Annotated in this window: 18 protein-coding genes, 1 pseudogene and 1 other annotated feature; of the genes and pseudogenes, 11 read left to right on the forward strand and 8 right to left on the reverse strand. The window is 36.7% G+C overall.

Features of this window, described 5'->3' with window-relative positions; genetic code table 11:
• The first annotated feature begins 47 nt into the window (after positions 1-47).
• From F9U64_RS05395 to ytxJ, 5 genes and pseudogenes are all read left to right on the forward strand, one after another.
• Positions 48-2,261 (forward strand): annotated as a pseudogene (locus F9U64_RS05395) (DNA translocase FtsK).
• A 297-nt stretch (positions 2,262-2,558) separates the two neighbouring features.
• On the forward strand, positions 2,559-3,854 hold the full coding sequence (gene murC, locus F9U64_RS05400; RefSeq protein WP_153401997.1) for a UDP-N-acetylmuramate--L-alanine ligase: 1,296 nt from the start codon (positions 2,559-2,561) through the stop codon (positions 3,852-3,854).
• Between the two features lie 165 nt (positions 3,855-4,019).
• Positions 4,020-4,439, forward strand: a complete 420-nt coding sequence (locus F9U64_RS05405; protein ID WP_153401998.1) for a DUF948 domain-containing protein — start codon at positions 4,020-4,022, stop codon at positions 4,437-4,439.
• A 3-nt stretch (positions 4,440-4,442) separates the two neighbouring features.
• Positions 4,443-4,886: a YtxH domain-containing protein gene (locus tag F9U64_RS05410; protein ID WP_153401999.1), complete on the forward strand. Its 444-nt coding sequence runs from the start codon at positions 4,443-4,445 to the stop codon at positions 4,884-4,886.
• A 120-nt stretch (positions 4,887-5,006) separates the two neighbouring features.
• Entirely contained in the window at positions 5,007-5,324 is a 318-nt protein-coding gene (ytxJ, locus tag F9U64_RS05415; protein ID WP_153402000.1) for a bacillithiol system redox-active protein YtxJ, read from the forward strand.
• Between the two features lies 1 nt (position 5,325).
• On the opposite strand, the gene pilM is transcribed toward ytxJ, so the two are convergent.
• Positions 5,326-7,449 carry a pilus assembly protein PilM gene (gene pilM / locus F9U64_RS05420; RefSeq protein WP_153402001.1) on the reverse strand — a complete coding sequence of 708 codons (2,124 nt, stop codon included), beginning with the start codon at positions 7,447-7,449 and terminating at the stop codon, positions 5,326-5,328.
• A gap of 160 nt (positions 7,450-7,609) precedes the next feature.
• Between pilM and F9U64_RS05425 the strand changes: the two genes are divergently transcribed.
• The 4 genes from F9U64_RS05425 to motS all read left to right on the forward strand — a co-directional run bounded on the left by F9U64_RS05425 (position 7,610) and on the right by motS (position 11,791).
• Complete coding sequence (locus F9U64_RS05425) at positions 7,610-8,677, forward strand: bifunctional 3-deoxy-7-phosphoheptulonate synthase/chorismate mutase (RefSeq protein ID WP_153402002.1); 1,068 nt, start codon at positions 7,610-7,612, stop codon at positions 8,675-8,677.
• A 351-nt stretch (positions 8,678-9,028) separates the two neighbouring features.
• A complete protein-coding gene (ccpA, locus tag F9U64_RS05430) occupies positions 9,029-10,030 on the forward strand; it encodes a catabolite control protein A (RefSeq protein WP_153402003.1) in 1,002 nt (333 codons plus the stop codon).
• 146 nt (positions 10,031-10,176) lie between these two features.
• Positions 10,177-10,998 (forward strand): flagellar motor protein MotP, encoded by an 822-nt coding sequence (gene motP, locus F9U64_RS05435; RefSeq protein ID WP_153402004.1) that lies wholly within the window; start codon positions 10,177-10,179, stop codon positions 10,996-10,998.
• Complete coding sequence (motS, locus tag F9U64_RS05440) at positions 10,988-11,791, forward strand: flagellar motor protein MotS (RefSeq protein ID WP_153402005.1); 804 nt, start codon at positions 10,988-10,990, stop codon at positions 11,789-11,791. Before motP ends, motS begins: the two co-directional genes overlap by 11 nt.
• A 170-nt stretch (positions 11,792-11,961) precedes the next feature.
• On the opposite strand, the gene F9U64_RS05445 is transcribed toward motS, so the two are convergent.
• From F9U64_RS05445 to F9U64_RS05460, 4 genes are all read right to left on the reverse strand, one after another.
• Positions 11,962-13,146 carry an acetoin utilization protein AcuC gene (locus F9U64_RS05445; protein WP_153402006.1) on the reverse strand — a complete coding sequence of 395 codons (1,185 nt, stop codon included), beginning with the start codon at positions 13,144-13,146 and terminating at the stop codon, positions 11,962-11,964.
• Entirely contained in the window at positions 13,133-13,786 is a 654-nt protein-coding gene (locus F9U64_RS05450; RefSeq protein ID WP_153402007.1) for a CBS and ACT domain-containing protein, read from the reverse strand. The genes F9U64_RS05445 and F9U64_RS05450 overlap by 14 nt, the downstream gene beginning before the upstream one ends.
• A gap of 12 nt (positions 13,787-13,798) precedes the next feature.
• Complete coding sequence (locus F9U64_RS05455) at positions 13,799-14,422, reverse strand: GNAT family N-acetyltransferase (protein WP_153402008.1); 624 nt, start codon at positions 14,420-14,422, stop codon at positions 13,799-13,801.
• Positions 14,423-14,514: 92 nt separating this feature from the next.
• Entirely contained in the window at positions 14,515-17,484 is a 2,970-nt protein-coding gene (locus F9U64_RS05460; RefSeq protein ID WP_153402009.1) for a transglycosylase domain-containing protein, read from the reverse strand.
• Between the two features lie 303 nt (positions 17,485-17,787).
• Positions 17,788-17,992, forward strand: a binding site (T-box leader).
• A 58-nt stretch (positions 17,993-18,050) separates the two neighbouring features.
• Between F9U64_RS05460 and tyrS the strand changes: the two genes are divergently transcribed.
• On the forward strand, positions 18,051-19,325 hold the full coding sequence (gene tyrS / locus F9U64_RS05465) for a tyrosine--tRNA ligase (protein ID WP_153402010.1): 1,275 nt from the start codon (positions 18,051-18,053) through the stop codon (positions 19,323-19,325).
• Between the two features lie 627 nt (positions 19,326-19,952).
• Here the strand turns inward: tyrS and cydS are convergent.
• The 3 genes from cydS to F9U64_RS05475 are packed head-to-tail and all read right to left on the reverse strand — an operon-like array spanning position 19,953 to position 22,424.
• The gene (gene cydS, locus F9U64_RS23560) at positions 19,953-20,054 is read right to left on the reverse strand and encodes a cytochrome bd oxidase small subunit CydS family protein (RefSeq protein WP_407647291.1); all 102 of its coding nucleotides are present in this window, start codon (positions 20,052-20,054) and stop codon (positions 19,953-19,955) included.
• A gap of 16 nt (positions 20,055-20,070) precedes the next feature.
• Complete coding sequence (locus F9U64_RS05470; RefSeq protein WP_153402011.1) at positions 20,071-21,087, reverse strand: cytochrome d ubiquinol oxidase subunit II; 1,017 nt, start codon at positions 21,085-21,087, stop codon at positions 20,071-20,073.
• A gap of 2 nt (positions 21,088-21,089) precedes the next feature.
• On the reverse strand, positions 21,090-22,424 hold the full coding sequence (locus tag F9U64_RS05475; protein WP_153402012.1) for a cytochrome ubiquinol oxidase subunit I: 1,335 nt from the start codon (positions 22,422-22,424) through the stop codon (positions 21,090-21,092).
• Between the two features lie 356 nt (positions 22,425-22,780).
• On the opposite strand from F9U64_RS05475, the gene F9U64_RS22835 reads away from it, so the two are divergent.
• Positions 22,781-23,577, forward strand: a 797-nt coding sequence (locus F9U64_RS22835) for an alanine/glycine:cation symporter family protein (RefSeq protein ID WP_228275593.1), incomplete at its 3' end; no start/stop codon positions are given.

The following is a 23,577-nucleotide window of genomic DNA, read 5'->3' on the forward strand; positions in this document are numbered from 1 at the left end:
AAACAAATCGTACCATTTATATATGCAGGAAGTGAGAGTGAAGTACGATGTGGAAAAACATTAAAAATAAATGGGACCATTTATTTGAAGATGATTCTGTTGAAGTGGAAGAAATCAAAGAAATGAAAGAAATTCATCATAATATAGAGAACAGCCGATTGTATGGTGCGAAATCAATTGAGACAAAAATAGCTTATCAGTACCCAAAAAATATTCAGCCAGTCTATCATCAGAATAAGAAAAATAGTGAAAAAATAAAGCGCAATGAAACAGCACAACTAAAAAAAGATACCACTGAGGTTTCATTAAATAAACCATTCACTGTCAGCCATGTACCATCACCAATTCATGGCTTTAACTTGGAAAAAATAGTGAAAAAACAAAATATCGAAGTAAATGATAATAAGAGAGAAGAATCGGTTAGAGAAACAAACCGTAAAGCCGAAATTGAGATACACGAACAAGACAGTAAAGCAAAGATGAAAGAAGTAAATAATGAGATAAAGGATATAAAAAGAGAAACACACAGTAAATTTATCGCGAATGAAAGCCAATTACCAACAAGTGAGCAGATAAGGAAAGACAAAAATGAAGAGAACAACGAAGCAAACGAGGAACATATAAAATTGGATGAGCCGGAATCAAGTCTGTATCATGCCTCTGAATCAGAGCAATTTCAGCATGTACATAAGCAAAGAGAAGAAAGGTCTGCGGCAAATCAGCCAGAACGTGAAAGAAATAAAATTACCAAACGACCGATAAATGTGATGATGACACCGCGAGATAAAAGAAAAATGCTGGAACGTTCGAAACAACTCGAACATTCACAAAATACACAAGCCGTTATCACCAAAAAGGTACCTTATCACTTGTTAAATGACACACCAAGTCAACCTGTTCTGGAGCAATCTAATTGGGTTAAACAGCAATCAGAAACGTTGCAATTAACTTTAAACCATTTTAATATTAAAGCAACAGTAATAGGAGCAACACAAGGTCCATCTGTTACCAGGTTTGAAATTCAGCCTGAGCCAGGTGTGAAAGTGAGTAAAATCAAGAACTTGAGTGATGATATTAAGTTGAATTTAGCAGCAAAAGATATTCGGATGGAAGCACCAATCCCTGGGAAAAATGCGATTGGAATTGAGGTGCCTAACGATGTGTCTCAACCTGTCTTTTTACAAAAAATGCTTGAATCAACTACTTTTCAAGAGCCAAATTCACCGTTAACTGTTGCTTTAGGTGCGGACATTGAAGGCCAGCCAATTGTAACAGATCTGCAAAAAATGCCGCACGGCTTAATCGCTGGAGCGACGGGTTCAGGAAAAAGTGTTTGTATCAACACCATTCTTATAAGTTTATTATATAAAGCAAATCATGAAGAAGTTAAGTTTCTGCTGATTGATCCTAAAATGGTTGAACTTACACCATATAATGATATTCCGCATTTAGTTGCCCCTGTAATAACAGATGTAAAGGCAGCTACCTCTGCGTTGAAATGGGCAGTTAATGAAATGGAAGAAAGGTATCAGAAATTTGTGAAAGAAAGTGTAAGAGATCTTTCCAGATATAATGAAAAAATGGACCGCCAAAATCGACCTGGAGATAAATTGCCATATTTAGTCATTGTTATTGACGAATTAGCAGATTTAATGATGACATCTCCCCAGGATGTGGAAGATGCCATCTGCCGTATCGCCCAAAAAGCAAGGGCTTGCGGAATCCATTTATTAATTGCGACCCAGAGACCTTCTGTTGATGTTATCACTGGTCTGATTAAGGCGAATGTTCCGACTAGAATTGCTTTTAGTGTTTCCTCACAAGTGGATTCCAGAACAATATTAGATGTGGCAGGAGCGGAGAAGTTATTAGGAAAAGGCGACATGCTATTTATAGAAAATGGTTCCGGGGAACTAAAAAGAATACAAGGTGCATTTGTTTCTGATGAAGAGATAGAAAGAATAACAAATTATGTGAAAAAGATGGCAGCACCGAATTATTTGTTTGAGCAGGAACAATTAATTGAACAAGTATCCTCCTCAGCAGAGGTTGACGAACTATATGATGAAGCGATTGACTTTGTTATGGAACATAATGGAGCGAGTGCATAATTGTTACAGCGTCGATTTAAAATTGGCTATAATCGTGCTGCACGGTTAATTGATTCAATGGAGCAGGATGGCATTATTTCCGGGCAAAATGGCAGCAAACAAAGGGAAGTATTAATTAATCGACATGACTATAATAATATGTACTCTTAATTTTTTGAAAGTCACGTTTACTTCAACTGGTTTCCCCATTGTCTTCTTTGGCACTTGTTCAATATAAGATATTCCTTTATGATAGACAGAGGTATTTTTTATATACCAAATACGAACTGTCGTTCAGTTTCAGATGACAAGCCTTGTTTTTCTGATGAGTGAAGAACAATTAGAGATATTGTTGAATAGAATGAGATAACAGTTTTGATTTAGACTAAAAAAGGATGTATATTAAAACATTAAGTAACGGTTTTGATCGTTGAATTTATTTATGATTATATTTTGGAGGTTCATTTTATGAAAGTTTACCATTTCATTGGTATTAAAGGAACTGGTATGAGTGCACTAGCTCAAATTCTTTTTGATACAGGACTGAATGTGCAAGGCTCAGATATTGAGAAGCACATTTTTACACAAGAAGCACTTGAAAAGAAAAATATCCCTATTTTACCTTTTTCAAAAGAAAATATAACAGATGACTTAGTTATTATTGCAGGTAATGCATTTAAAGATGACCATGAGGAAATTAAGGAAGCCAAGAGGCTGGGTTTGCCTTTCTACCGGTATCATGATTTCTTAGGTGAATGGTTAACGAAATACACTAGTATTGCTGTAACAGGCGCACATGGAAAAACTTCAACGACTGGTTTATTAGCACATGTGTTAAATGAAACTTATCCAATATCTTATCTAATTGGTGATGGGACAGGTTGTGGTAATGCAGACAGCCAATATTTTGTTTTTGAAGCTTGCGAGTATAGAAGACATTTCTTAGCATACCATCCTGATTATGCGATTATGACAAATATTGACTTTGATCATCCTGACTACTTTGCTGATATTCAAGATGTTTATTCATCTTTTCAAGAAATGGCTGATAATGTTAAGAAAGGTATTGTTGCTTGCGGGGATGATGAGTATTTGCAATCAATCCAGGCAAAAGTACCGGTAGTTTACTATGGATTAAATGAGAACAATGATTTCCAAGCAAAGAACATCCGCGTGGAAGATGAGAAAACAACCTTTGATGTCCATGTTCGTAATGATTATTATGATACATTCCAAATCAATGGTTTCGGTACACATAACATATTAAATGCATTGGCTGTTATTGCGATCTGCCAATATGAAGACATGAATCCAGAGGATATTAAGAAAATGGTGACATTTCAAGGAGTAAAAAGAAGATTCTCTGAAAAAAATTATCAGGACCAAATATTGATTGATGATTATGCTCATCATCCAAAAGAGATTGAAGCAACGATTGAAGCTGCTAGTAAGAAATACCCGAATAAAGAAATTGTCGCTATTTTTCAGCCACATACGTATTCCCGGACTAAAACTTTCTTAAAAGAATTCGGCCAATCACTTTCACAAGCAGATGCCGTTTATTTATGTGATATCTTTGGTTCTGCACGTGAAAAAGAATCGAGTCTGACTATTGATGATTTACAGGCTCTAATTGCAGGTAGTGAGATCTTAAAGTTGGAAGAAGTGAAAGTATTACAAAACCACAAGGATAGCGTGCTGGTATTTATGGGTGCGGGAGATATACAGAAATATCAGGAAGCATATGAAGAAATTCAGAATTAATTGATTGGAAAAGAAGGAAAAATGACACTTCTTGTGGAATTACATTACAGGAGGAAGATTTTTTCCTTCTTTGTCTTTTTATTGTTTATATTTTACGATGTTCGGGTATAACAAAATTATAATTATTTAAAATATTATTAATAGTACATATTGAGGAGTGAAATTGTGGAAATATTGGGATATTTAGCAGCCATAATAGCAGCACTGGCATTCGCCATATTAGTGTTTTTCTTAGTGAAAGTATTAAAAGAAACGCAAAGAACAATGTCGAATGTTGCGGACACATTAGAAGGATTAGAAAAACAAATGGAGGGTATCACACTAGAAACAACAGCACTATTAAATAAAACCAATAGACTTGCTGATGACATCAATGACAAGACAACACGTTTGAATACCCTTGTGGATGGCGTAAAGAATATTGGAGACAGTGTAAAAGAGTTTACGCAATCCATTAAAAATGTATCCCACACAGTAAACAGAGTTGCTGAAGAAAATAAGGAAAATACAGCTCAAGCGATCAAATGGAGCACAGTTGTGTTTGAAATGTTTAAAAAAAATAAAAAAAACAAATTGGAGGAATGAGAAATGACACACCAACAAAATAACTATGAGGAAAATAACCAGAATATTAATAGTAAAGACTTTTTAATCGGCTCACTAATTGGAGGTATTGTAGGTGCTTCTTTAGCATTAATTTTCGCACCTAAGTCCGGGAAAGAATTACGCAGTGATATTAACCATGGCGCTCATTATGTAAAAGACCGTGCGAATGAATGGAAAGAAGTAGCTTATGATAAAGGTAATGAATGGAAAGGTTATGCACAGGAACAGTCTAACCAATTAGGTCAAGTGGTATCTGAAAAATCTCAAAACTTAACAAACAAATTAAAAGAAACAAAAACGACTATTCAGGACAAGATGAAAGGTCAGCAAGAGCCGGAAGAAGCTGCCGAAGAAGTAGCAAGAGCTATTGACGATGCTGCAAAGGCATTTGACGAAACAGATGATGACAATGTTACTAATATCTAAGATAAAAAACGGTCAAAGCTAAGTCTTATCTTCATTATTCTCTTAACAGAAAAAAACTGCCCAGTGTCACAATAGGGCAGTTTTTCCATATATAAATCAAAGAAAGAGGTGCAGTTTCTAATGATAAAGGATATAAATGATATAACAGCATTGCAGGAAATCGAAGAACAACAGAGCAAATTTTTACTTTTAAAACACAGTTTAACATGTCCTATCAGCAGTGCAGCCAATAAAGCATATGAGAATTACGGTAAAACAACGGATAATCCTACCTATCGATTATATGTCCAAACATCACGTGAATTATCTGCACATATTGCAAATAAATATAATATCAAACATGAATCACCACAAGTTTTAAAAATAGAAAACCAAAAAGTTACCTGGCATGCATCCCATTATGATATTACGGAAGAAACATTGCTGGAAAATAGCTGAATTAACTTTCAATGACTACTTTAATCTTATCGCCTTGTGTTAATGGATCAAAAAATGAGACTGGGTTTTCATTTCTGAGCATCGTCACTTTGCCTTTAGCTTTTGACAAATCAATGGAAACAAATCGAAAGATATCCTGAAAGATAAAAGGCGTGTCTTTTATCTTTTTGATTTGTAACTTATCCTGATCGTGAAGCGGATCATCTGCGTTCAGTATTTCTCCATTACGGAATACTTCCATTAACGGTTTTGTAATTTTAAGTGGCTGATCATTGTAAATAATATCAATTGATTTCTCAAAAGAGATTTGCAGTTCTGCACTTAAATTATGTAATTTAGGCTGGTTTTCATTTATAATTTCCAGCCTGTCTCCGTCTTTTAAGTAATAGTTCTCAGACACTGATTGTCCATTGACTAAAATTATTGTTTTGTATTCATCCATTACTACTTTCCGATCATCTACCCATATGTGAAAGGTACGGTTTTGTTCAGCAATTTGATTCACCTTGTTTATATCCATTTTCTGATCAAACTGAATCTTATCCCCATCTTTTAATAGATAATCTCCATTTGTAATTTGTTTATTATTCACAATAATGGATGGTTGCAATGTCTGCTTTTCCTGATTAACAAAAATAGTAATTGGCTTAAGATCACCGACAAATTCCGAAATTGTTATCTCAGGGCTATTCCCATCTTCTCCAGGTAACACTTGTAAAACATCCCCATTTTTAATTACCGAATCAACAGAAGCTTTTTCTCCATTAATCAGGATATCGGGGGCTGTTCCAAAACTTCCTGGAATGGTTACACTTTTATTGTTAAAAGTAACGATATAGGCCATACCTGGACGCCCATATAATTTTTGTATCTTTATTCCCGCTGCCAGCAAAGCATCTGCCATCGTTAATTGTTTCATTTCAAATAATCGAACCATTCTCTCGTTAACTGTTACACTAATATAATGAACAGGATTTTGTTTGGCTGCAATCGCAATACCGATTGGGGTGATGAATTCAGGGCCTACTGGTATAGCTGCATTTGGTTCAAGTAACTGAATAGCATCAACTCCACGGATTGCTACACGGTTGACAGGCAATTTTAATTTGATTGCTAGTCGCTTGGCTAGTTCAGGAGTTTGACTTCCACCTCCGACAAGCATAACAGCTTTAGGAGCATGTCCGTTTAACAGGTAAATTTCTTCAGCAATAGCTGAAGCTAAATTATCAACAGATGGTAAAACAGTCTCTATTACTTCTTCATATGTAACTTCTTGTTCAAATCCTAATATGTCCTGAACTGTTGCTTTTTTATTTAATGTGATATCTTTTTTAAATTGTTCTGCCTGGTTAAAGTCTAATAGATAATGATCACTAATTGTCTCCGTTATTTCATCTCCGGCTAGAGGGACCATACCATAAGCTGAAACAGTTCCTTCCGATGTAATGGCAATGTCACTAGTACCTGCTCCAACATCAACTAGCGCCACATTTAATCTTCTCATCGATGGAGGCATTAAGACATGAATAGCTGCAATAGGTTCTAATGTTAAAGCCTCCAAGTGGAGATTGGCACGGTTTAGAGCTGACAATAATGACTCAACCACAACTTTAGGCAAGAATGTCGCAATTATTTCTACCTTTGCTTCTGTTCCCTGTTGATCAATTAATGAACCAATAATTTCTTCATCAAGTGTGTAATTTAGAACGGAATACCCAACACAGTAATAATGAGAACTCTTTTCCAGATTTTCTTCTTGAGCTAATTCGTATTGAGCTTTTTGTACTGCTTCCAATTCTAAGAATAAGATATCTTCTTCATTCATCAATGGCTGCTTTTCTATATTTTTTATTGCATGGATTCTTTTTGTTTTTAAGGCTCTTCCGGCGGCTGCTACACATACTTTTTCTAATATAATCTCGTGTTTTTGTTCTAAATGAAGTTTCACCCGCTGAATGACCTTGGAAACAGAGACGACATCATGAATTTGACCATCCAGCATGGAACGCTCATTATGTTCTACTGCATAGTAATCAATAACCTGATATTTTTCTCCTGTTTTATCTAATAATAATCCGACAACAGATCTAGTCCCGATATCTAGTGCAAACATTTGTTCAGACATAGTCGAATTCCCTCTCTCAATCTTATATATTTTTAATTTTCTATAAAATATTGTAACTTACTGGTGACAAGTTGCTAAATATTAGCTATAATAATTCCTAATATCATATAGAAAGTATAACACTTTTGAGAAATTTAAAATAGGAGCAGGGGGATATAATATGAGTAATGAACAATTGGATCAGCTTCGTGGTAAGCTTGACGAGATTAATTTAGAGATCTTGGACTTAATTAACAAACGTGCTGAATTGGTAAAAGAAACTGGTCAAGTGAAAGAAAAACAAGGGGCTAATCGTAGCTATGATCCTGTTAGAGAGCGTGATATGTTAAATCTAATCACGAAGCATAACAATGGACCATTTGAGAACTCTACAATTGTTCATTTGTTCAAAGAAATTTTCAAGGCAGGGCTTGAATTACAGGAGGATGATCATTCTAAAGCATTGCTAGTATCCCGTAAGAAAAAAGCGGAAGATACTGTTATTGATATAAATGGAGATAGATTTGGTGACGGTAACCAGCATTTTATCTTTGGTCCTTGTGCAGTAGAAACTTATGAGCAAGTAGCGGAAGTTGCTGCAGCGATCAAAAAAGAAGGATTAAAATTGATTCGAGGTGGAGCGTTTAAACCGAGAACTTCACCATATGACTTCCAGGGACTAGGTTTCGAAGGTCTGGAAATATTGAAGCGCATTGGTGAAGAATATGGATTAGCAGTAGTAAGTGAAATCGTTAATCCTGTACATATTGAAGAAGCAATCAATTATATTGATGTGATTCAGATTGGTGCAAGAAACATGCAGAACTTCGAATTGCTTAAGGCTGCCGGTGAAACAAATAAACCTGTATTGTTAAAACGTGGTATGTCTGCAACTATTTCAGATTTCATTAATGCTGCAGAATATATTAATTCAAAAGGAAATGGCCAAATTATCCTTTGTGAACGTGGGATTAGAACATATGAGAAAGCAACTAGAAATACATTAGATATTACTGCAGTACCTATTTTGAAACAAGAAACGCATTTACCGGTAATGGTAGACGTTACTCACTCTACTGGAAGAAGAGATTTATTACTTCCTGCAGCTAAAGCTGCTTTAGCAATTGGTGCAGATGGTGTGATGGCAGAAGTACACCCTGACCCAGCTGTGGCATTGTCAGATGCGGCACAACAAATGGATATTCCAACATTCCATAACTTTATGGATGAGCTTTTGAAGAGAAACTAATTTATCCTACAATCAGATAATGATAAACTGCCCCTTGCACTGTTTGCAGGGGCGTTTGTCGTCTTCTTTCGCATTAAATTGAAGCCGGAAACCTTAAAAAAACGGTAAACTATTAGTAATGAATGATAAGAAAGAGTGACGTATTCGCAGAAAAAAAGAGCGAATGCGAGTTTTGTTAAGCATAATTATGAAAATAATTATGAAATTTAATGTTTAAAATGTAAATTTAATGCCGATTTTTGTTATAATAGTAATGATGTACATATTGATTACACTATTCGAATGAAAAATCGTAATGTATGCTGAACACAATAAACTATATGATTGAGTTAATAGATGGAGGTTTTAATAATGAATATAACAATTTATGATGTCGCAAGAGAAGCAAACGTGTCAATGGCAACTGTTTCTCGTGTAGTGAACGGAAATCCAAATGTAAAACCAGCAACACGGAAAAAAGTATTAAATACGATTGAGCGTTTAGGATACCGTCCAAATGCAGTGGCAAGAGGGCTTGCAAGTAAAAAAACGACAACAGTAGGGGTTATCATTCCTGATATCTCTAGTATCTTCTTTTCAGAATTAGCTAGAGGGATTGATGATATCGCAACAATGTACAAATACAATATTATATTAAGTAATTCTGACATGAATAAAGAAAAGGAAATACGCTTAATTAATACGATGTTCGAAAAGCAAGTAGATGGATTAATTTATATGGGAGCAACCATTACGGATGAACATGTACAGCAATTAAAAACTTCGCCAGTACCTGTTGCACTTGCAGCAACGATTGATCCGACAGAAACAATTCCATCTGTTAACATCGATTATGAGCAAGCTGCTTATGAAGCGACTTCCTACCTAATCGATAATGGGACACCACAGCCGATTTATGTAACAGGAGTAGAAGAATCGGAAGTAAATAAAAAGAAATATCAAGGATATGTTCGAGCAATTGAAGAATCAAATGGTTCAGTAAATAATGATTATATTATTAATGTGGATTTTTCTTATGAATCAGGAATTGATGCAGCTAACCAGATTACGGAAATGGATAATTATCCTAAGGCAGTTTTTGCAGCAACAGATGAGTTAGCATTAGGTGTCATTCATGGATTGCAAGACAAAGGAATTAAAGTTCCGGAAGATGTGGAAGTGTTCGGCTTCGATAACACAAGGTTAGCGACAATGGTACGTCCAACCCTATCAACTGTTGTACAGCCGATGTATGATATAGGGGCTGTTGCGATGCGTCTTTTGACTAAGTTTATGAATAAAGAAAATGTTGAAGAGAAAAATGTCGTATTACCACATCAAATTGTCAAAAGAAACTCAACAAAAGAGAAATAATGCCGATAATGTAGATATAGGGTGTTTATACTATATAAATTGAAAAATAGTATAAGTAGAGCTCGGAATACCATTGTATAATTGGTGGTAATTCAAGCTTTACTAGCCTATATTAATGCTTTTCATACATTAGGGAGAGAGAACAAATGAAGAAGAGAGATATTTTTACTCCGATCGGTATTACAGTTGGGTTCATTATGGTCATGTTTGGGATCATTTCCAGTGGTGGTATGGGTGGATTTACTGGTTTTATGGACTTTGCGTCTATCTTAATCGTTTTAGGTGGTCTAGTTGCAGCAATACTCGTAAACTTCAATCTGGAGCAAATAAAATCATTGAAAAATGTTTTTATGGAAGCTTTTAATAAAAATGACCATGACTTACCTAACTTGATTGCACTTTTCGAAAGGTTATCAGACAGAGCAAGACGGGAAGGGCTGTTAGCTTTAGAGAATGAACTAGAGGAAGTAGATGACCCATTTATCAAAAAAGGGATCTTGCTTGCGATTGACGGAATCGAACCTGAAGTAATCAATGATATTATGAATGCTGAAATCGAAGCAATGGAAGAAAGACATTATCATGGCAGGCAGATTTTGGACAAAGCTGGAGAATATGCACCTGCATGGGGGATGATTGGAACATTAATTGGTTTAATATTAATGCTTCGGAATCTTCAGGATCCTGCATCACTTGGACCGAGTATGGCAGTGGCTCTGTTAACCACTTTTTATGGCTCTCTTTTGTCAAACCTTGTCTTCATCCCTATGGCGGGAAAGCTAGAATCTAAGACAAGCCAAGAAGTATTCATCAAGCAAGTGATTATTGAGGGAGTTATCGGGGTACAATCAGGGCAAAATCCACGAATACTAAAAGAAAAACTTAGTGCATTTTTATCTGAAAAGGTGAAAACAAAACAAAGTGATGAACAAGAGGAAGTTGTGGAGGAAGCTTTGAATGAGGCGTAAAGTGAAAAAACAACGTCCACAGCCTAAAGGAGCACCAAAATGGATGGTAACATATTCCGATATGATTACACTTGTCCTCGTTTTCTTTATTCTCCTCTTTACAATGTCACAAATAGATGCAGAGAAATTTAAAGAAGTTGCACTTTCTCTGCGCAGTAACAGTATTTTCGATTCAATGCCTGCTATTATGGAAGAACAAACAATAGTTGATGATAGTTCGACAGATATCACAGACATACAGCAAGGTAATAATCAAAATGATACGCAAAATATTATGGAAGACAACAATCTCGATAGTGTACCGGATAAAAATGATACAATCCGGGAAGATAAAGAAACACTAGATGAGTTATTAGCGGAAGTCGAATCTTATTTAGATAAAAATGAATTGAACAATGTGATCTCTGCAACAAGAACAGACCAAGGTGTAGTACTGGTATTACAAGAAAATGTTCTATTTGAATCTGGGGAAGCCGAAGTTTTGGATCCGGCCAAGCCTTTCCTTGATAAAGTTAGTACATTAATATCCAATATTTCTAATCAAGTAAGAGTAGAAGGCCATACAGACAATCGACCAATTTCCAACTACCGCTTTCCATCTAATTGGGAGTTATCGGCAGCAAGAGCCAGCAGTGTCATTCGTTATATGTTAGCAACTAATGACTTTGATGAATCACGATTTATTGCAACAGGATTTGGTGACACAAGACCGGTTGCACCGAATACTTCAGCGGAAAATTGGAGTAAGAACAGAAGAGTAGAGATTGTGATTTTAGAACAAGAAGAAATATAAGTGCTGATTCTTTTAAGATTCAGCACTTTTTTTCGTTTTATCACAGCGCTAACCGTCTGTAATACCCCCACTAATCAAAGTCTCACTTTATGTAACAAGCTATTCGATAGCCAATCATCTTCCTCACGGTGTTACTTTTAAGGTTATTTTTCACTGTAAAGCCTGAGTTACTAAGGTTTTACGCCATCACTATCTGATTTTTTTGCTATTTTTGTAAATTTAAGAACTTGTTCTAAGATTTCATTATTATAATCTGTTATTTCTTTTCTCCTTGGTATTGATTTATACTGGCTGACTGGATCACTCCAGCTATCTGGTAAAGGGCATGGTGCTTTACTTTGCCATAGCCTGTGCCACTCTTGATTAATAGAACCAGTAAATGGCTCATTATTGTTAAGGATCTGCCACAGTTGGGCCCATGCTCTCGGGACGACCCGCCAGATATCATATCCGCCGCCACCTAATGCAACCCACTTACCTTGGCAATACTGATGAGCTAATTGGTGTATTTTCTTCGGTATTTCTTCAAAAATTCTGCAGGTACAATGCATGTGTGTTAATGGATCTAGAAAGTGACTGTCAACTCCGTGCTGGCTAATAATAATATCCGGTCTGAAAAACTCACAGATCTCATCCATTCCTTGATGAAAAGTATCTAGATAAGAATCGTCTTCTGTAAAAGCATCTAACGGAAAATTAAAACTATAGCCAAAACCTTCCTTAATGCCTCTCTCATTCACTTTTCCAGTACCGGGGTACAAGTATCTTCCTGTCTCATGAAAGGAAACTGTACAAACATTGGAATCATTATAAAATAAGTGCTGGACACCATCTCCATGATGTGCGTCTGTATCAATATATAATATTTTGAAATTATAATTTTGCTGCAAATATTTAATTCCAATTGCAATATCATTAAAAATGCAAAAGCCTGCAGCACGATCCGGGAAACCATGATGAAGCCCACCACCCAGATTAAGTGCATGGATAACATCATGATTAGCAACAAGTTCGCATGCTTTTATGGTACCTTCTACAAGAGACATTGCTGCATGAAACATCCCCTTGAAGGCAGGCGTATCAGCAGTGCCTATTCCATATTTTTCCGGATTGTCTATTTCAGAAAGCTCACTGGCTTGCTTTATCACATTTATATATTCTTTCGTATGAACTAATTCCAAGATAGTAGGACTGATGGTATCTGGTTCAATAATGTCGTCCTCTGATAAAGCATCATGTGTGTATAATAAATCTTTCGTTAGCAAAATTCTTTTCTGATTAAATGGATGATTTTCATGGAAGGAATATTGCAGAAACTGATCTGAATAAACAAAAGCTGTTTTACTGAAACTCATCATCTTCCTCCCTAATTGGATAGATCATTTCATATTCCGTCTTTTCAAAATCCTGCATAATAACCAATGGATTCATTGTCTGAATTCGAAACACTAGTATCATATAGCCATCATACGTGGGTGATGGATATGAGTAAACGGATACAATTTTAATTTTTCTTTTGGCAATGATTTGACTAACATTTGCCAAAACACCAACAGTATCAGGTACTTTAATTTCTATTTGTGTGCTGGGGCTATGAGTACCTGTCAGCTGAATAAAGGTATAAAGCATATCTTTTTCTGTAACGATTCCAACCAGCTTTTTATTATAAATAACTGGCAAACAAGCAATTTCATGTTCATAAAATATAGTGGCAATATCTTCAAAATATTCATAAGGATGTGTTGTAATAACACGACTAGTCATTATACTGCCTATTGATTGATTGAGTATATTCTGATCAAATTCTTTATCAAAAATAGAAGGAGCAGCATCACGTAGATCGCGGTCTGAAACAATTCCAATTACGTGTCTTTCTTCATTAATGATGGGGATATGACGGATATGATGCTGCTTCAGTAATTGAATGGCATCAGCAATTCTATCATCCTGTGCTAAAGTGAAAACATTCCTTTTCATAATTTCTTTTACTAACATATTTTTTACTCCTTATTCATTTAAAAATCGAAGTTTATCAAATAGTTGCTGGTCTTGTTCCGTTACATTCTGACCGATCCTTACCATTAAGCAATTAGCTGGGTGTGACATAATTTCCGGATCATTGGTTGGGGCTGGAAGTAAACCCCCTTTGTTCATCATTTTTTCCATTATTTTACGATAATCCCAAACACTCAATTTCGTTTCATTTATATCCCACTGCCAATAGTACTCAGTTGATATAATGATATAGTTTTCTATAAAGGGATCACTTACAGCGAGTTCAATCAGCTTGGAACCTAAATGAGACCCACGATATTCTTTGGCTACTTCAATAGCACCTAACTCTATTAAATTTTCCATTTGAAACTTTGACCATCTTTCAATTGGATCAGGATATAGAAACGTAACATAACCAATAATGAGATTTTGATCCAAAGCGATTAAAATTCTGCCTTCGTCTAGTGACGCAATTTCTTTTAATGCTTCTAATTGTTTTAATGGAGGACGAAACGCGTGCAATTGACTATGGATTTCCAGTTCACTTAATTGATTGGATGACACAGGACCTGTTAATAAAATATCACCGAATTCTGTATTCACCTTTTTAGATAACGCTTTCTTTTTGTGAAACAACAGATAATCACCTCATTTCTTATAGTATACAGGAAAAAAGAAGGAAAAGAAAAGGAAGACCTCATTAAATATGAAGCCCTCCTGTATCTCAATTATTCACCATTTTCAGTGCTATCAGGAGTCTCACCTGTATTCTGGTCGCCCTCAGGTGTTTCCTGGTTATTTTCGTTCGTATTCTCAGAGTTCTGATCATTATTAGTTTCTGTATTTTCATTAGTTTCTTCATCTGGGGAGCTTGTCTCTCCCTCATCTGAAGAGAAGTCTCCAAAGATAACTCTTTGTGATCGGCCTGACTCATTCCCGTGATAGTCAACAGCCTTCACAACATAAACAGCATTTTGATTCGGGACAGTAAAGCTGAGTTCAGCCGTACTGCCTATTCTTTGAAAACTAACATCATCCGGGCTGCTTGAACGGTAAATTCTGTAGCCCACAACATCTGGGCTGCCAGAATTAGTCCAACTGATTGTTTGCCCGCTTATAGAGACATTATTAGGGGCTGAAGGTGCCTGCCCGTCATTATTCCCGATACTGCTAGTCGAACTAGGAAATTGAATATTCGACCAGCCACCACTAGCATTAAATGGGATCAGCTGTTTAATATTACTCAGACGATCATATCCCATGTCTTCTAACCACTCAGGATTAAAAATGTAGCCATTTCCTTCTGTAAATTCAGCTGGAGTATTTTCGCCTGCTTGAAGAGCATTATCGCCAATCATTACATAATTTTCCCTTATCAAACTATAATCCTGTTTCGTCGGAACATAGTTTGCATTATAAATGTCAGAGCGAACTAAACCGAGCTGACTACATTCATCAGATGGTAATAGACCAGATGTTGCGCAATAGCTTCTTGATACGATTCCACCAGGTTGTTCAAATGGCTGTGAAGGTGCCATTAATTCAGGCCTTATCTCTGTTGCTGCATTGACGAGCTGTGCCCAGAACACATTGTTTCTGGTACTATAGCCTGTATCCAGTGTCTGGTTATAATCATAACCCATCCAGCTTCCTAGAGTTACATTAGGATTCGTAGCAACAAACCAAGTATCACGCCAATCATAGGAAGTTCCTGTTTTACCAGCCCAATCAACACTTGGATTATTAAGTGCAGATCTTGCTGCTGTCCCAGTACCATTTGATAACACATCACGCATCATATCTACTGTTAAATAACTGGTTTGTGGGCTGAATACTTCCACTGGAGTGGATTCATGCTGATAAATCACTTCACCATCTTTTGTTTCAATTTTCTCAATCATATACCCATCCACAAATTTTCCACCATTCCCAAATGTGGCATAAGCATTCGTATTTTCTTCAACAGTTACACCATATAAAGTACTGCCAAGTGTTATGGACATGTTCTCATAATCACTTCTGCCATCTTCATGAGAGAGTGCCTCAAATCCCATTTTTTCTAAGTACTTCTCTACAGGATTCTGGTCAATAATTTTAGAGTATACCTGTAATGCAGAAATGTTATGTGATTTATATAAGGCTTCTCTTACGGAAACAAGACCGTAATATCTTCCGATGACATAGTTGTTTGGCGGTTCATCATAACCTCTAAACGATGCTTTCACATCAGCCACAACTGACCCTGGCTGCACAACTCCTAAATCCATTGCTGGAGCATAAGTAACCAGTGGTTTCATTGTACTTCCGTTTGGTCTTCTTACATCAGTTGCGTGGTTTTTCTGAGAGATAGCAAAGTCTCGGCCGCCGACAAAGCTGAGAATTTTACCAGAACTATTTTCAATAAGCACACTACCTACTTGGACAGGCTGGTTTCCTAGTGGAACTTCCTTGCCTGTTTCTGGATCAGTAACCATAATAGGCTTGTTGTTTCGTTCATTTCTTGCCGGTTTTTCCACGCCATAATTATTATATTGATTTGAAACTGTTTGGAAAACATCATACAGTTCCTTGTCAATAGTTGAGTGAATTCTCAGTCCACTGCTCGCAAGTTCTCTTTCTGCTCTGATTTGATATTCTTCCATCAAGATCGAACTGTTCTCCAGATCTTCAAGAGTATATCCATCTTGCTCTGCTAAGTGTTCGATAAGAATACTAGTTGCTCTGTTTTCCAATTCATTTACTAAATACGGATAATCTTCCAGAACTGATTCTTCGGGAGCTTTAAAATCAGCAACGATATCGTAATTAACTGCTTCATCATGTTCGGCCTGTGTAATATAACCAGCTTCCAGCATTCTGCTGAGCACAGATTTTTGTCTTGTTAATCCCGGTTCTAAGCCTTCCGCATCTTTCACACCACCTCCATTTAAAAAAGGTGTGTAATAGGAAGGACTTTGGGGTAAACCTGCAATATAGGCTGCTTGTGCTAAGTTTAAATCGCTGGCATTCACGCCAAAAATACCTTGCGCAGCAGTTTGAACGCCTGCAATGTTCTGACCTGATGAGTTTCGGCCAAATGGGACAATATTCAAGTATGCTTCTAAAATTTCGTCTTTTTCAAAGAATTTTTCTAAACGCATGGCAAGCAGTATTTCTTTTGCCTTACGTTCAAATGAGACTTCATTTGTCAGAATCTGATTTTTGATAATCTGCTGGGTAAGTGTACTACCACCCGTTTTTGTAGCTGAGTTGGTAACTTCCTGAAATACGGCACGAAGGATTGCTTTGGGTACAATTCCTTTGTGTGTTTCAAAGTACTGATCTTCTGTTGCAATTACTGCCTGCTGAACATACGGATTGACCATGTCTAATGATATCTCATCACGTAACAAGTCTGTACTTACTTCAGATAAGAACTGATTGTTTGCAAAGTAAAATTCTGAAGTTTCTTCATAATTATAAATAGCTGCAGTCATTTCGTCTTTTGATTGGATTTTTTCTTCATCAACTAAAGATGCGAAATATCCTGCACCTATTCCACCGACGAAAAATGCTCCGATTATTGCTATTGAGATAAATAGCAAAGTAATGTTCCATATAATATGATATCCAATTCTGGATGTTTTCTGTATTGTCTGCTTCTTCCAAGTAGTACGAATAAAATCCAAGCATTTTTGCATGAATTCCTTTATTTTCATTAGTAAAACCCTCCATTTCCCCAATAGATATTATACCATAACAGTCAATAAATGAAGCGTTTTTCTGTAAAATTTAAGAAAGTAAAACAAGGCAGATTAGTTCAGCTTTTTAAATGGCTTGAGAGAGGGAAGAAGCAGGACTGAAGCATTTGAACTTGCAGTTGATTTTTAAAAAAAGAGATCGACCCGCCAATGAATCAGCAAATTATAACTTTAATCTGTTACGCTTTGAGCAGGTTTAGTTAAAAAACAATTGCATTAAATATTTTTTTATGTTAATAATGTTATTAATAACTTTATATTATATAAACGTTGAACGATTGAAGTAGTGACATGATTCCCTGTGATAGAGAGCTGGTGTTTGGTGGAAACCAGTATACAATCATGAAATGAATTACGGTCGGGAGTTTCTTCTGGAAAGAAGACGGTGTGGGTGCATCGTTAGTTCCTTAAGTGGCAATATTTATATTGCAACAAGGGTGGTACCGCGAGTAATCTCGTCCCTTTTTTGGGAGGAGTTTTTTTGTGTTTTAATTTAGAAATTATTAAGATAAGGAGTGAGTATTGTGCATATTTTAGATGATTTAGCACAAAGGGATCTGATACAGCAAACAACAGATGATGAAGGCCTACGAAAACATTTAGAGGAGAATGTGGTGACATTATATTGCGGCTTTGATCCGACCGCTGACAGCTTGCATATTGGTCACCTTTTGCCAGTACTGATGCTAAAAAGATTCCAACAAGCAGGGCATCGTCCCATTGCCTTAATTGGCGGAGGAACAGGTCTGATTGGAGATCCTAGTGGACGCTCAACGGAAAGAACATTGAACAGTGTGGAAGTAGTAAAAGGGTTTAGTGAGCGTATTAAAGAACAACTTGCAGGCATTTTGCATTTTGATGATAGTGAAAATGGTGCGGTTGCACGTAATAACTATGAATGGCTATCATCACTTACTATGATTGAATTCCTCAGAGATGTAGGAAAGCATTTCAGTATAAATTACATGCTGGCAAAAGATTCGGTAGAGTCTCGTTTAGAGAACGGTATTTCCTTTACAGAGTTTACTTATATGATCTTACAATCATTTGACTTTATGAATCTGTATGATAAAGAGAACTGTACATTGCAAATTGGTGGCAGTGACCAGTGGGGGAACATTACTGCTGGGATGGAATTAATCCGTCGCACCAGATCAGAGCAAGGGGAAGAAGAAGCGAAAGTGTATGGCCTTACTGTGCCGCTTATTACAAAAAGTGATGGAACAAAGTTCGGTAAAACAGCTGGTGGTGCTGTATGGCTCGATCCTGAGAAAACAACGCCATACGAATTTTACCAATTCTGGATCAATACAGATGACCGTGATGTGATCCGCTTTATTAAATATTTCACCTTTTTAGAATTAGAAGAAATCAATGAATTGGAGAAAGAACTGGAAACAGCTCCAGAGAAACGTGTTCCACACCGCCGCTTAGCAGAAGAGATGACAAAGCTTGTACATGGAGATGCAGCATTAGAGCAGGCGGAGAAAATTACCGAAGCTTTATTCAGTGGTGATATAAAGAGCTTGAATGCATCTGAAATCGAGCAGGGGTTCAAGGATGTTCCGTCAACAACAGTAGAAGAAAAAGATCTTCCATTAGTTGATTTAGTCGTTTCTGCTGGTCTTGCTCCATCTAAGCGTCAGGCTCGTGAAGATATCAAAAATGGTGCGGTTTATATTAATGGAGAAAGAAATCAGGAAATCGATTATCGCCTCAAGGAAACAGACCGAATTGAAGATAAATTTACCATTCTGCGTCGCGGTAAAAAGAAATACTCATTAATCCGCTATAATTAAAAAAGTGAGGGTGGGACAAAACACCCCAAAATACGAATGATAGAGGATTTTAAAACTTTATTCGCATCTATCCTTTTCCTATATAAGTTACTTACTGCACATAATAGGGATTATGTGCAGTAACATTTTTAGAGTAGTTTTTGAAATCTACAGTGTGCAAGGATGTCGCTTCGTCCGGCCACTTCGCTTTCCGTGGGCTCGGCGGTCTGCTAACTTTACAAAGAAGAGCACTTTGTAAAGTGGATCTTCACCTCTCGCTGTCCCACAGGAGTCTGCGTGGCCGGCCTACGCTTTAGAATTGCTCTACAATGGTTGTGACAGAAGAATCGTTTAGCTCATATCAATCAAACTGCTACTTCCTATAAACATTGTTGAGTTTCATTCAAGCGCAGTCCGATTGCGGAGACTCCTGTGGGAACAGGGCGAGCTGAAGATCCACTTGGTGAAGCGGGTTTCTTCAACAAGTTAGCTGAGGCCGTCCCCACGGAAAGCGAAGCAATCGGACGTAGCGGCGTTATTGCACTCTAATCATATCAAAATATTTACTGCACATTATCCCTATTATGCGTCTTTTTTTTAAAAACAATCTTATTTTGGGTGGAACATAATAGTTTTGTCCCACCCTCTTTATTCATCGTACGTATTATTCCGCGATACAAACCAAAAGCAAAAGATAACGGATATAATCACAACAAGAAACGGTGCGTAAAAGTAAATAAATTCCTTCATATTATCGCCTTCTTCCTTACTTGATTTTTCCTTGGATATAGTCTTTGTTTAATAAAAACAGCCGCAGTATTAACAACACTGATGGAATTAATAAACAGAATCCAGCTACAAAAGCAATGATTAATGCAATTGCCATTGCTTCACTTGTAAAACCTTCTGTAATGGTCAAATGAGGATAGAGTAAATATGGATAATGAGAAATTCCATATGCAAAAAATGCAATTAAAAATTGAAATACTAATACATGAAAGGCTAATCCATAGCTGCGCCTTAACCAGATAAGTCTAGTTGTAATAAGAAAAAGCACAAACGAAATAAGGAACATCCACCACAAATCAACCAGTCGGGCAAAATGCTCAGGGTTATGCATTCTTAATTCGACGATTATACCCGTTGCTGTCAGGATTGCTGGTAATGACCAGCTTAAAGCATATTTACGCATTAATTCTGTTGCAGGCTCATCTTTTGCTACACTTGCATACCAAGTCAGAAATACTGCAGAAATATAAAGCACACTAGTCAAACTTAAAATCACAATACTCCATGTTAATGGACTTGTGAACAAAGTAAGATAATCTAAAATAATTCGTGAATCTTCTATATAAACGAATCCACCTTCTGAAATAGTTAATACAATGGAAAGCGAAGCAGGGATAAACAGACCAGAAAAGCCATAAAGATATGTCCAAAAGTTACTCTTCAATTTTCCATATGTGGAAAAAGCGTAGTAGGATCCTCGTATCGCTAATAATACAACTGAAATGCTTGCCGGTACTAAAAGAATCGTGCCATAGAAATACGCAGTACTTGGAAAAAAGCCGACAATTCCTACAAAGAAGAAAACAAGAAAGACATTCGTAACTTCCCAGACAGGTGATAAATAACGCTGGATAATATTACTGATGATATGCTGCTTATTTGTCAGAACACTGTAGGCATTGAAGAATCCTGCGCCAAAGTCAATTGAAGCAATAATAATATAGCCAAATAAAAACATCCACAATACTGATATTCCAATTAATTCATATGACAAGATCATCCCCCTCCTTTCCTATCTGCTAATTCTCGTTCGATCGGATTTGACCGGAACATCCGGACTAAAACAATGGCACTTGCCAGACCCAGTACAATATAAAGTCCGATAAATAAATAGAGCATCAAATCAACTTGGTCGCTTGTTGTTGCAGCATCTTCTGTCCTCAATATCCCTCGCAGTACCCAAGGCTGCCGTCCAACTTCTGCCAGCCACCAGCCAGCTTCAATGGCGATCATGGAGAGTGGTCCTGATGCTACAATTAACCATAGAAAGAACCTCCGATGGATAAATTTCTTTTTTAAAAATTTCCCGATTAAATATACCAGTCCTAAGAAAGTGACTCCCATACCAATCATCACCATAATATTAAACAAATAATGAATATAGAGTGGCGGAATGTTTTCTGCCGGAAATTTATCTAAACCTATAACTTCAGCTGTAGGAGTACCATGTGCAAGGATGCTTAATGCATAAGGTATTTTAATTGAGTATTTTACTTCATCTCCATTTTGCAATATACCGAAAAGAGTGAGTGATGCACTTTCTTCTGTATCAAAGTGCCATTCCATTGCTGCTAGTTTCTCTGGCTGGTACTCTGCTAGATACTTGCCGGCAAAATCCCCAATGACGGCAGCTGCTATGGAAAAAACTAAACCTACTTTTATTGTAAGTAATAAAGCTTTTTTGTGGTAAACATGGTTGGAACCCTTGAGCATTCGATAGGCTCCAATTGACGCAAGAATAAAAGCAGAAGTCATATAGGCAGTCGCAAGCACATGAGCAACTTTTGTTGGCATAGATGGGTTAAACATAGCCAATATCGGCTGCACATTGATTAGATTGCCATTGGCGATTTCAAATCCTTGCGGTGAATTCATAAACGAATTAACCATCGTAATAAATATGGCAGAGCATGAAGCACCGATTGCGACCGGAATAAGGATAAGCATGTGTTTTCGCTGATCTTCAAAGCGATCCCATGTATATAAATAAATCCCTAAGAAAATGGCCTCAAAGAAAAAAGCAAATGTTTCCATAAACAATGGAAGTGCGATTGCATTTCCGGCTAATTCCATAAAAGTAGGCCAAAGCAGATTTAATTGCAAACCAATCGCAGTCCCTGTAACAACTCCGACAGCGACAGTAATAATATAACCTCTTGTCCATCGTCTCGCTAACAGGATATAATGCTCGTCCTGTCTTTTGATTCCAAGCCATTGCGCTATAAAGATCAACAGGGGAATTCCAACACCGACTGTTGCATAGATAATATGAAATGTCAGAGTTAGTTCTGTTAACATCCTGCTGTACAATACTGCTTGTTCATTATCCATAAAAATATCTCCTTTATCCCATAACCATTCTGCGAAAAATAGAAATTCCTATTATAAATGCAACTAAGAATATTAAAATGACCAGTTTTCTTTCGTGTTTGCGATAAATAGGAAACACCACTTTCGTATAAGTTCTGCACTTATCATTCGCGCGCTTTACAGCTTTTATACATTCCTGTTTTCATTTATAGGAAGGATATGCCTATTTATTTCAGTTAATTTATTCCTCAGATGGTGGTATAATTAAAATTCCGCTTTTTTTTGAAAACAAGCTAGATACGATTCTGAAATTTGCAGGATAAATTGATAAGAAAACGGGTATAAGAAAGCAAGAAGGTAAGAGGGAGAGTGAGATGATGGAAGTAATAGAGAACTTTCTAAATGAACTAGTGAATGGTGGAAATGATATCTTATGGAATAAAGGAGTACTTATATGCTTACTATTAGGTGCCGGACTTTATTTTACGATTAGATCCAGATTTGTCCAGTTTAGACTATTTGGGGAAATGTTTAAGGTTATTAAAGAAGAAGCAAAAGAACAAAGCGGGAAAAAAGGGACCAATGCCTTTCAAGCTTTTAGTATTACAATCGCTTCTCGTGTAGGGACAGGTAACTTATCTGGTGTCGCTTTAGCAGTAGCAGCGGGCGGACCTGGTGCAGTTTTTTGGATGTGGGTAGTTGCTTTAATTGGGATGGCAACAGCCTTTATTGAGAGTATGTTAGCACAGGTATATAAAGAATCTGATAAAGACGGCTTCCGTGGCGGTCCATCTTATTATATGGAGAAAGCTTTAGGACAAAAGTGGCTGGGAGTACTATTTTCTATCTTAATAACTATTTCTTTTGGTTTTGTCTTTAATGCTGTCCAGGCAAATACAATTTCGGGTGCAGTAGAGGAAGCATTTCAAATTGATCCAATCTGGACTGGACTGGTTTTAGTAATTTTAGCAGGATTAATTGTCTTTGGCGGAATTAAACGAATTGCATCTGTTGCAGGGGTCATTGTGCCTGTGATGGCTGTTATTTATATGCTTGTTGCATTTTATGTTGTGTTTACGAACTTATCAGCAATCCCAGAAGTATTTGGAATGATTTTTAGTAATGCATTTGGCGGAATGAGAGAGGTATTTGCTGGAGGAGCTGGTGCAGCATT

This window comes from Gracilibacillus oryzae (assembly GCF_009498735.1).
Lineage (GTDB): Bacteria > Bacillota > Bacilli > Bacillales > Amphibacillaceae > Gracilibacillus > Gracilibacillus oryzae.

Bases quoted from the DNA above. Each gene is read 5' to 3' on its own strand.
- murC (WP_153401997.1), top strand. From the start codon at position 2,559: ATGAAAGTTTACCATTTCATTGGTATTAAAGGAACTGGTATGAGTGCA.
- F9U64_RS05410 (WP_153401999.1), top strand. From the start codon at position 4,443: ATGACACACCAACAAAATAACTATGAGGAAAATAACCAGAATATTAAT.
- ytxJ (WP_153402000.1), top strand. From the start codon at position 5,007: ATGATAAAGGATATAAATGATATAACAGCATTGCAGGAAATCGAAGAA.
- pilM (WP_153402001.1), bottom strand. From the start codon at position 7,449: ATGTCTGAACAAATGTTTGCACTAGATATCGGGACTAGATCTGTTGTC.
- F9U64_RS05425 (WP_153402002.1), top strand. From the start codon at position 7,610: ATGAGTAATGAACAATTGGATCAGCTTCGTGGTAAGCTTGACGAGATT.
- ccpA (WP_153402003.1), top strand. From the start codon at position 9,029: ATGAATATAACAATTTATGATGTCGCAAGAGAAGCAAACGTGTCAATG.
- motP (WP_153402004.1), top strand. From the start codon at position 10,177: ATGAAGAAGAGAGATATTTTTACTCCGATCGGTATTACAGTTGGGTTC.
- motS (WP_153402005.1), top strand. From the start codon at position 10,988: ATGAGGCGTAAAGTGAAAAAACAACGTCCACAGCCTAAAGGAGCACCA.
- F9U64_RS05445 (WP_153402006.1), bottom strand. From the start codon at position 13,146: ATGAGTTTCAGTAAAACAGCTTTTGTTTATTCAGATCAGTTTCTGCAA.
- F9U64_RS05450 (WP_153402007.1), bottom strand. From the start codon at position 13,786: ATGTTAGTAAAAGAAATTATGAAAAGGAATGTTTTCACTTTAGCACAG.
- F9U64_RS05460 (WP_153402009.1), bottom strand. From the start codon at position 17,484: ATGAAAATAAAGGAATTCATGCAAAAATGCTTGGATTTTATTCGTACT.
- cydS (WP_407647291.1), bottom strand. From the start codon at position 20,054: ATGAAGGAATTTATTTACTTTTACGCACCGTTTCTTGTTGTGATTATA.
- F9U64_RS05475 (WP_153402012.1), bottom strand. From the start codon at position 22,424: ATGGATAATGAACAAGCAGTATTGTACAGCAGGATGTTAACAGAACTA.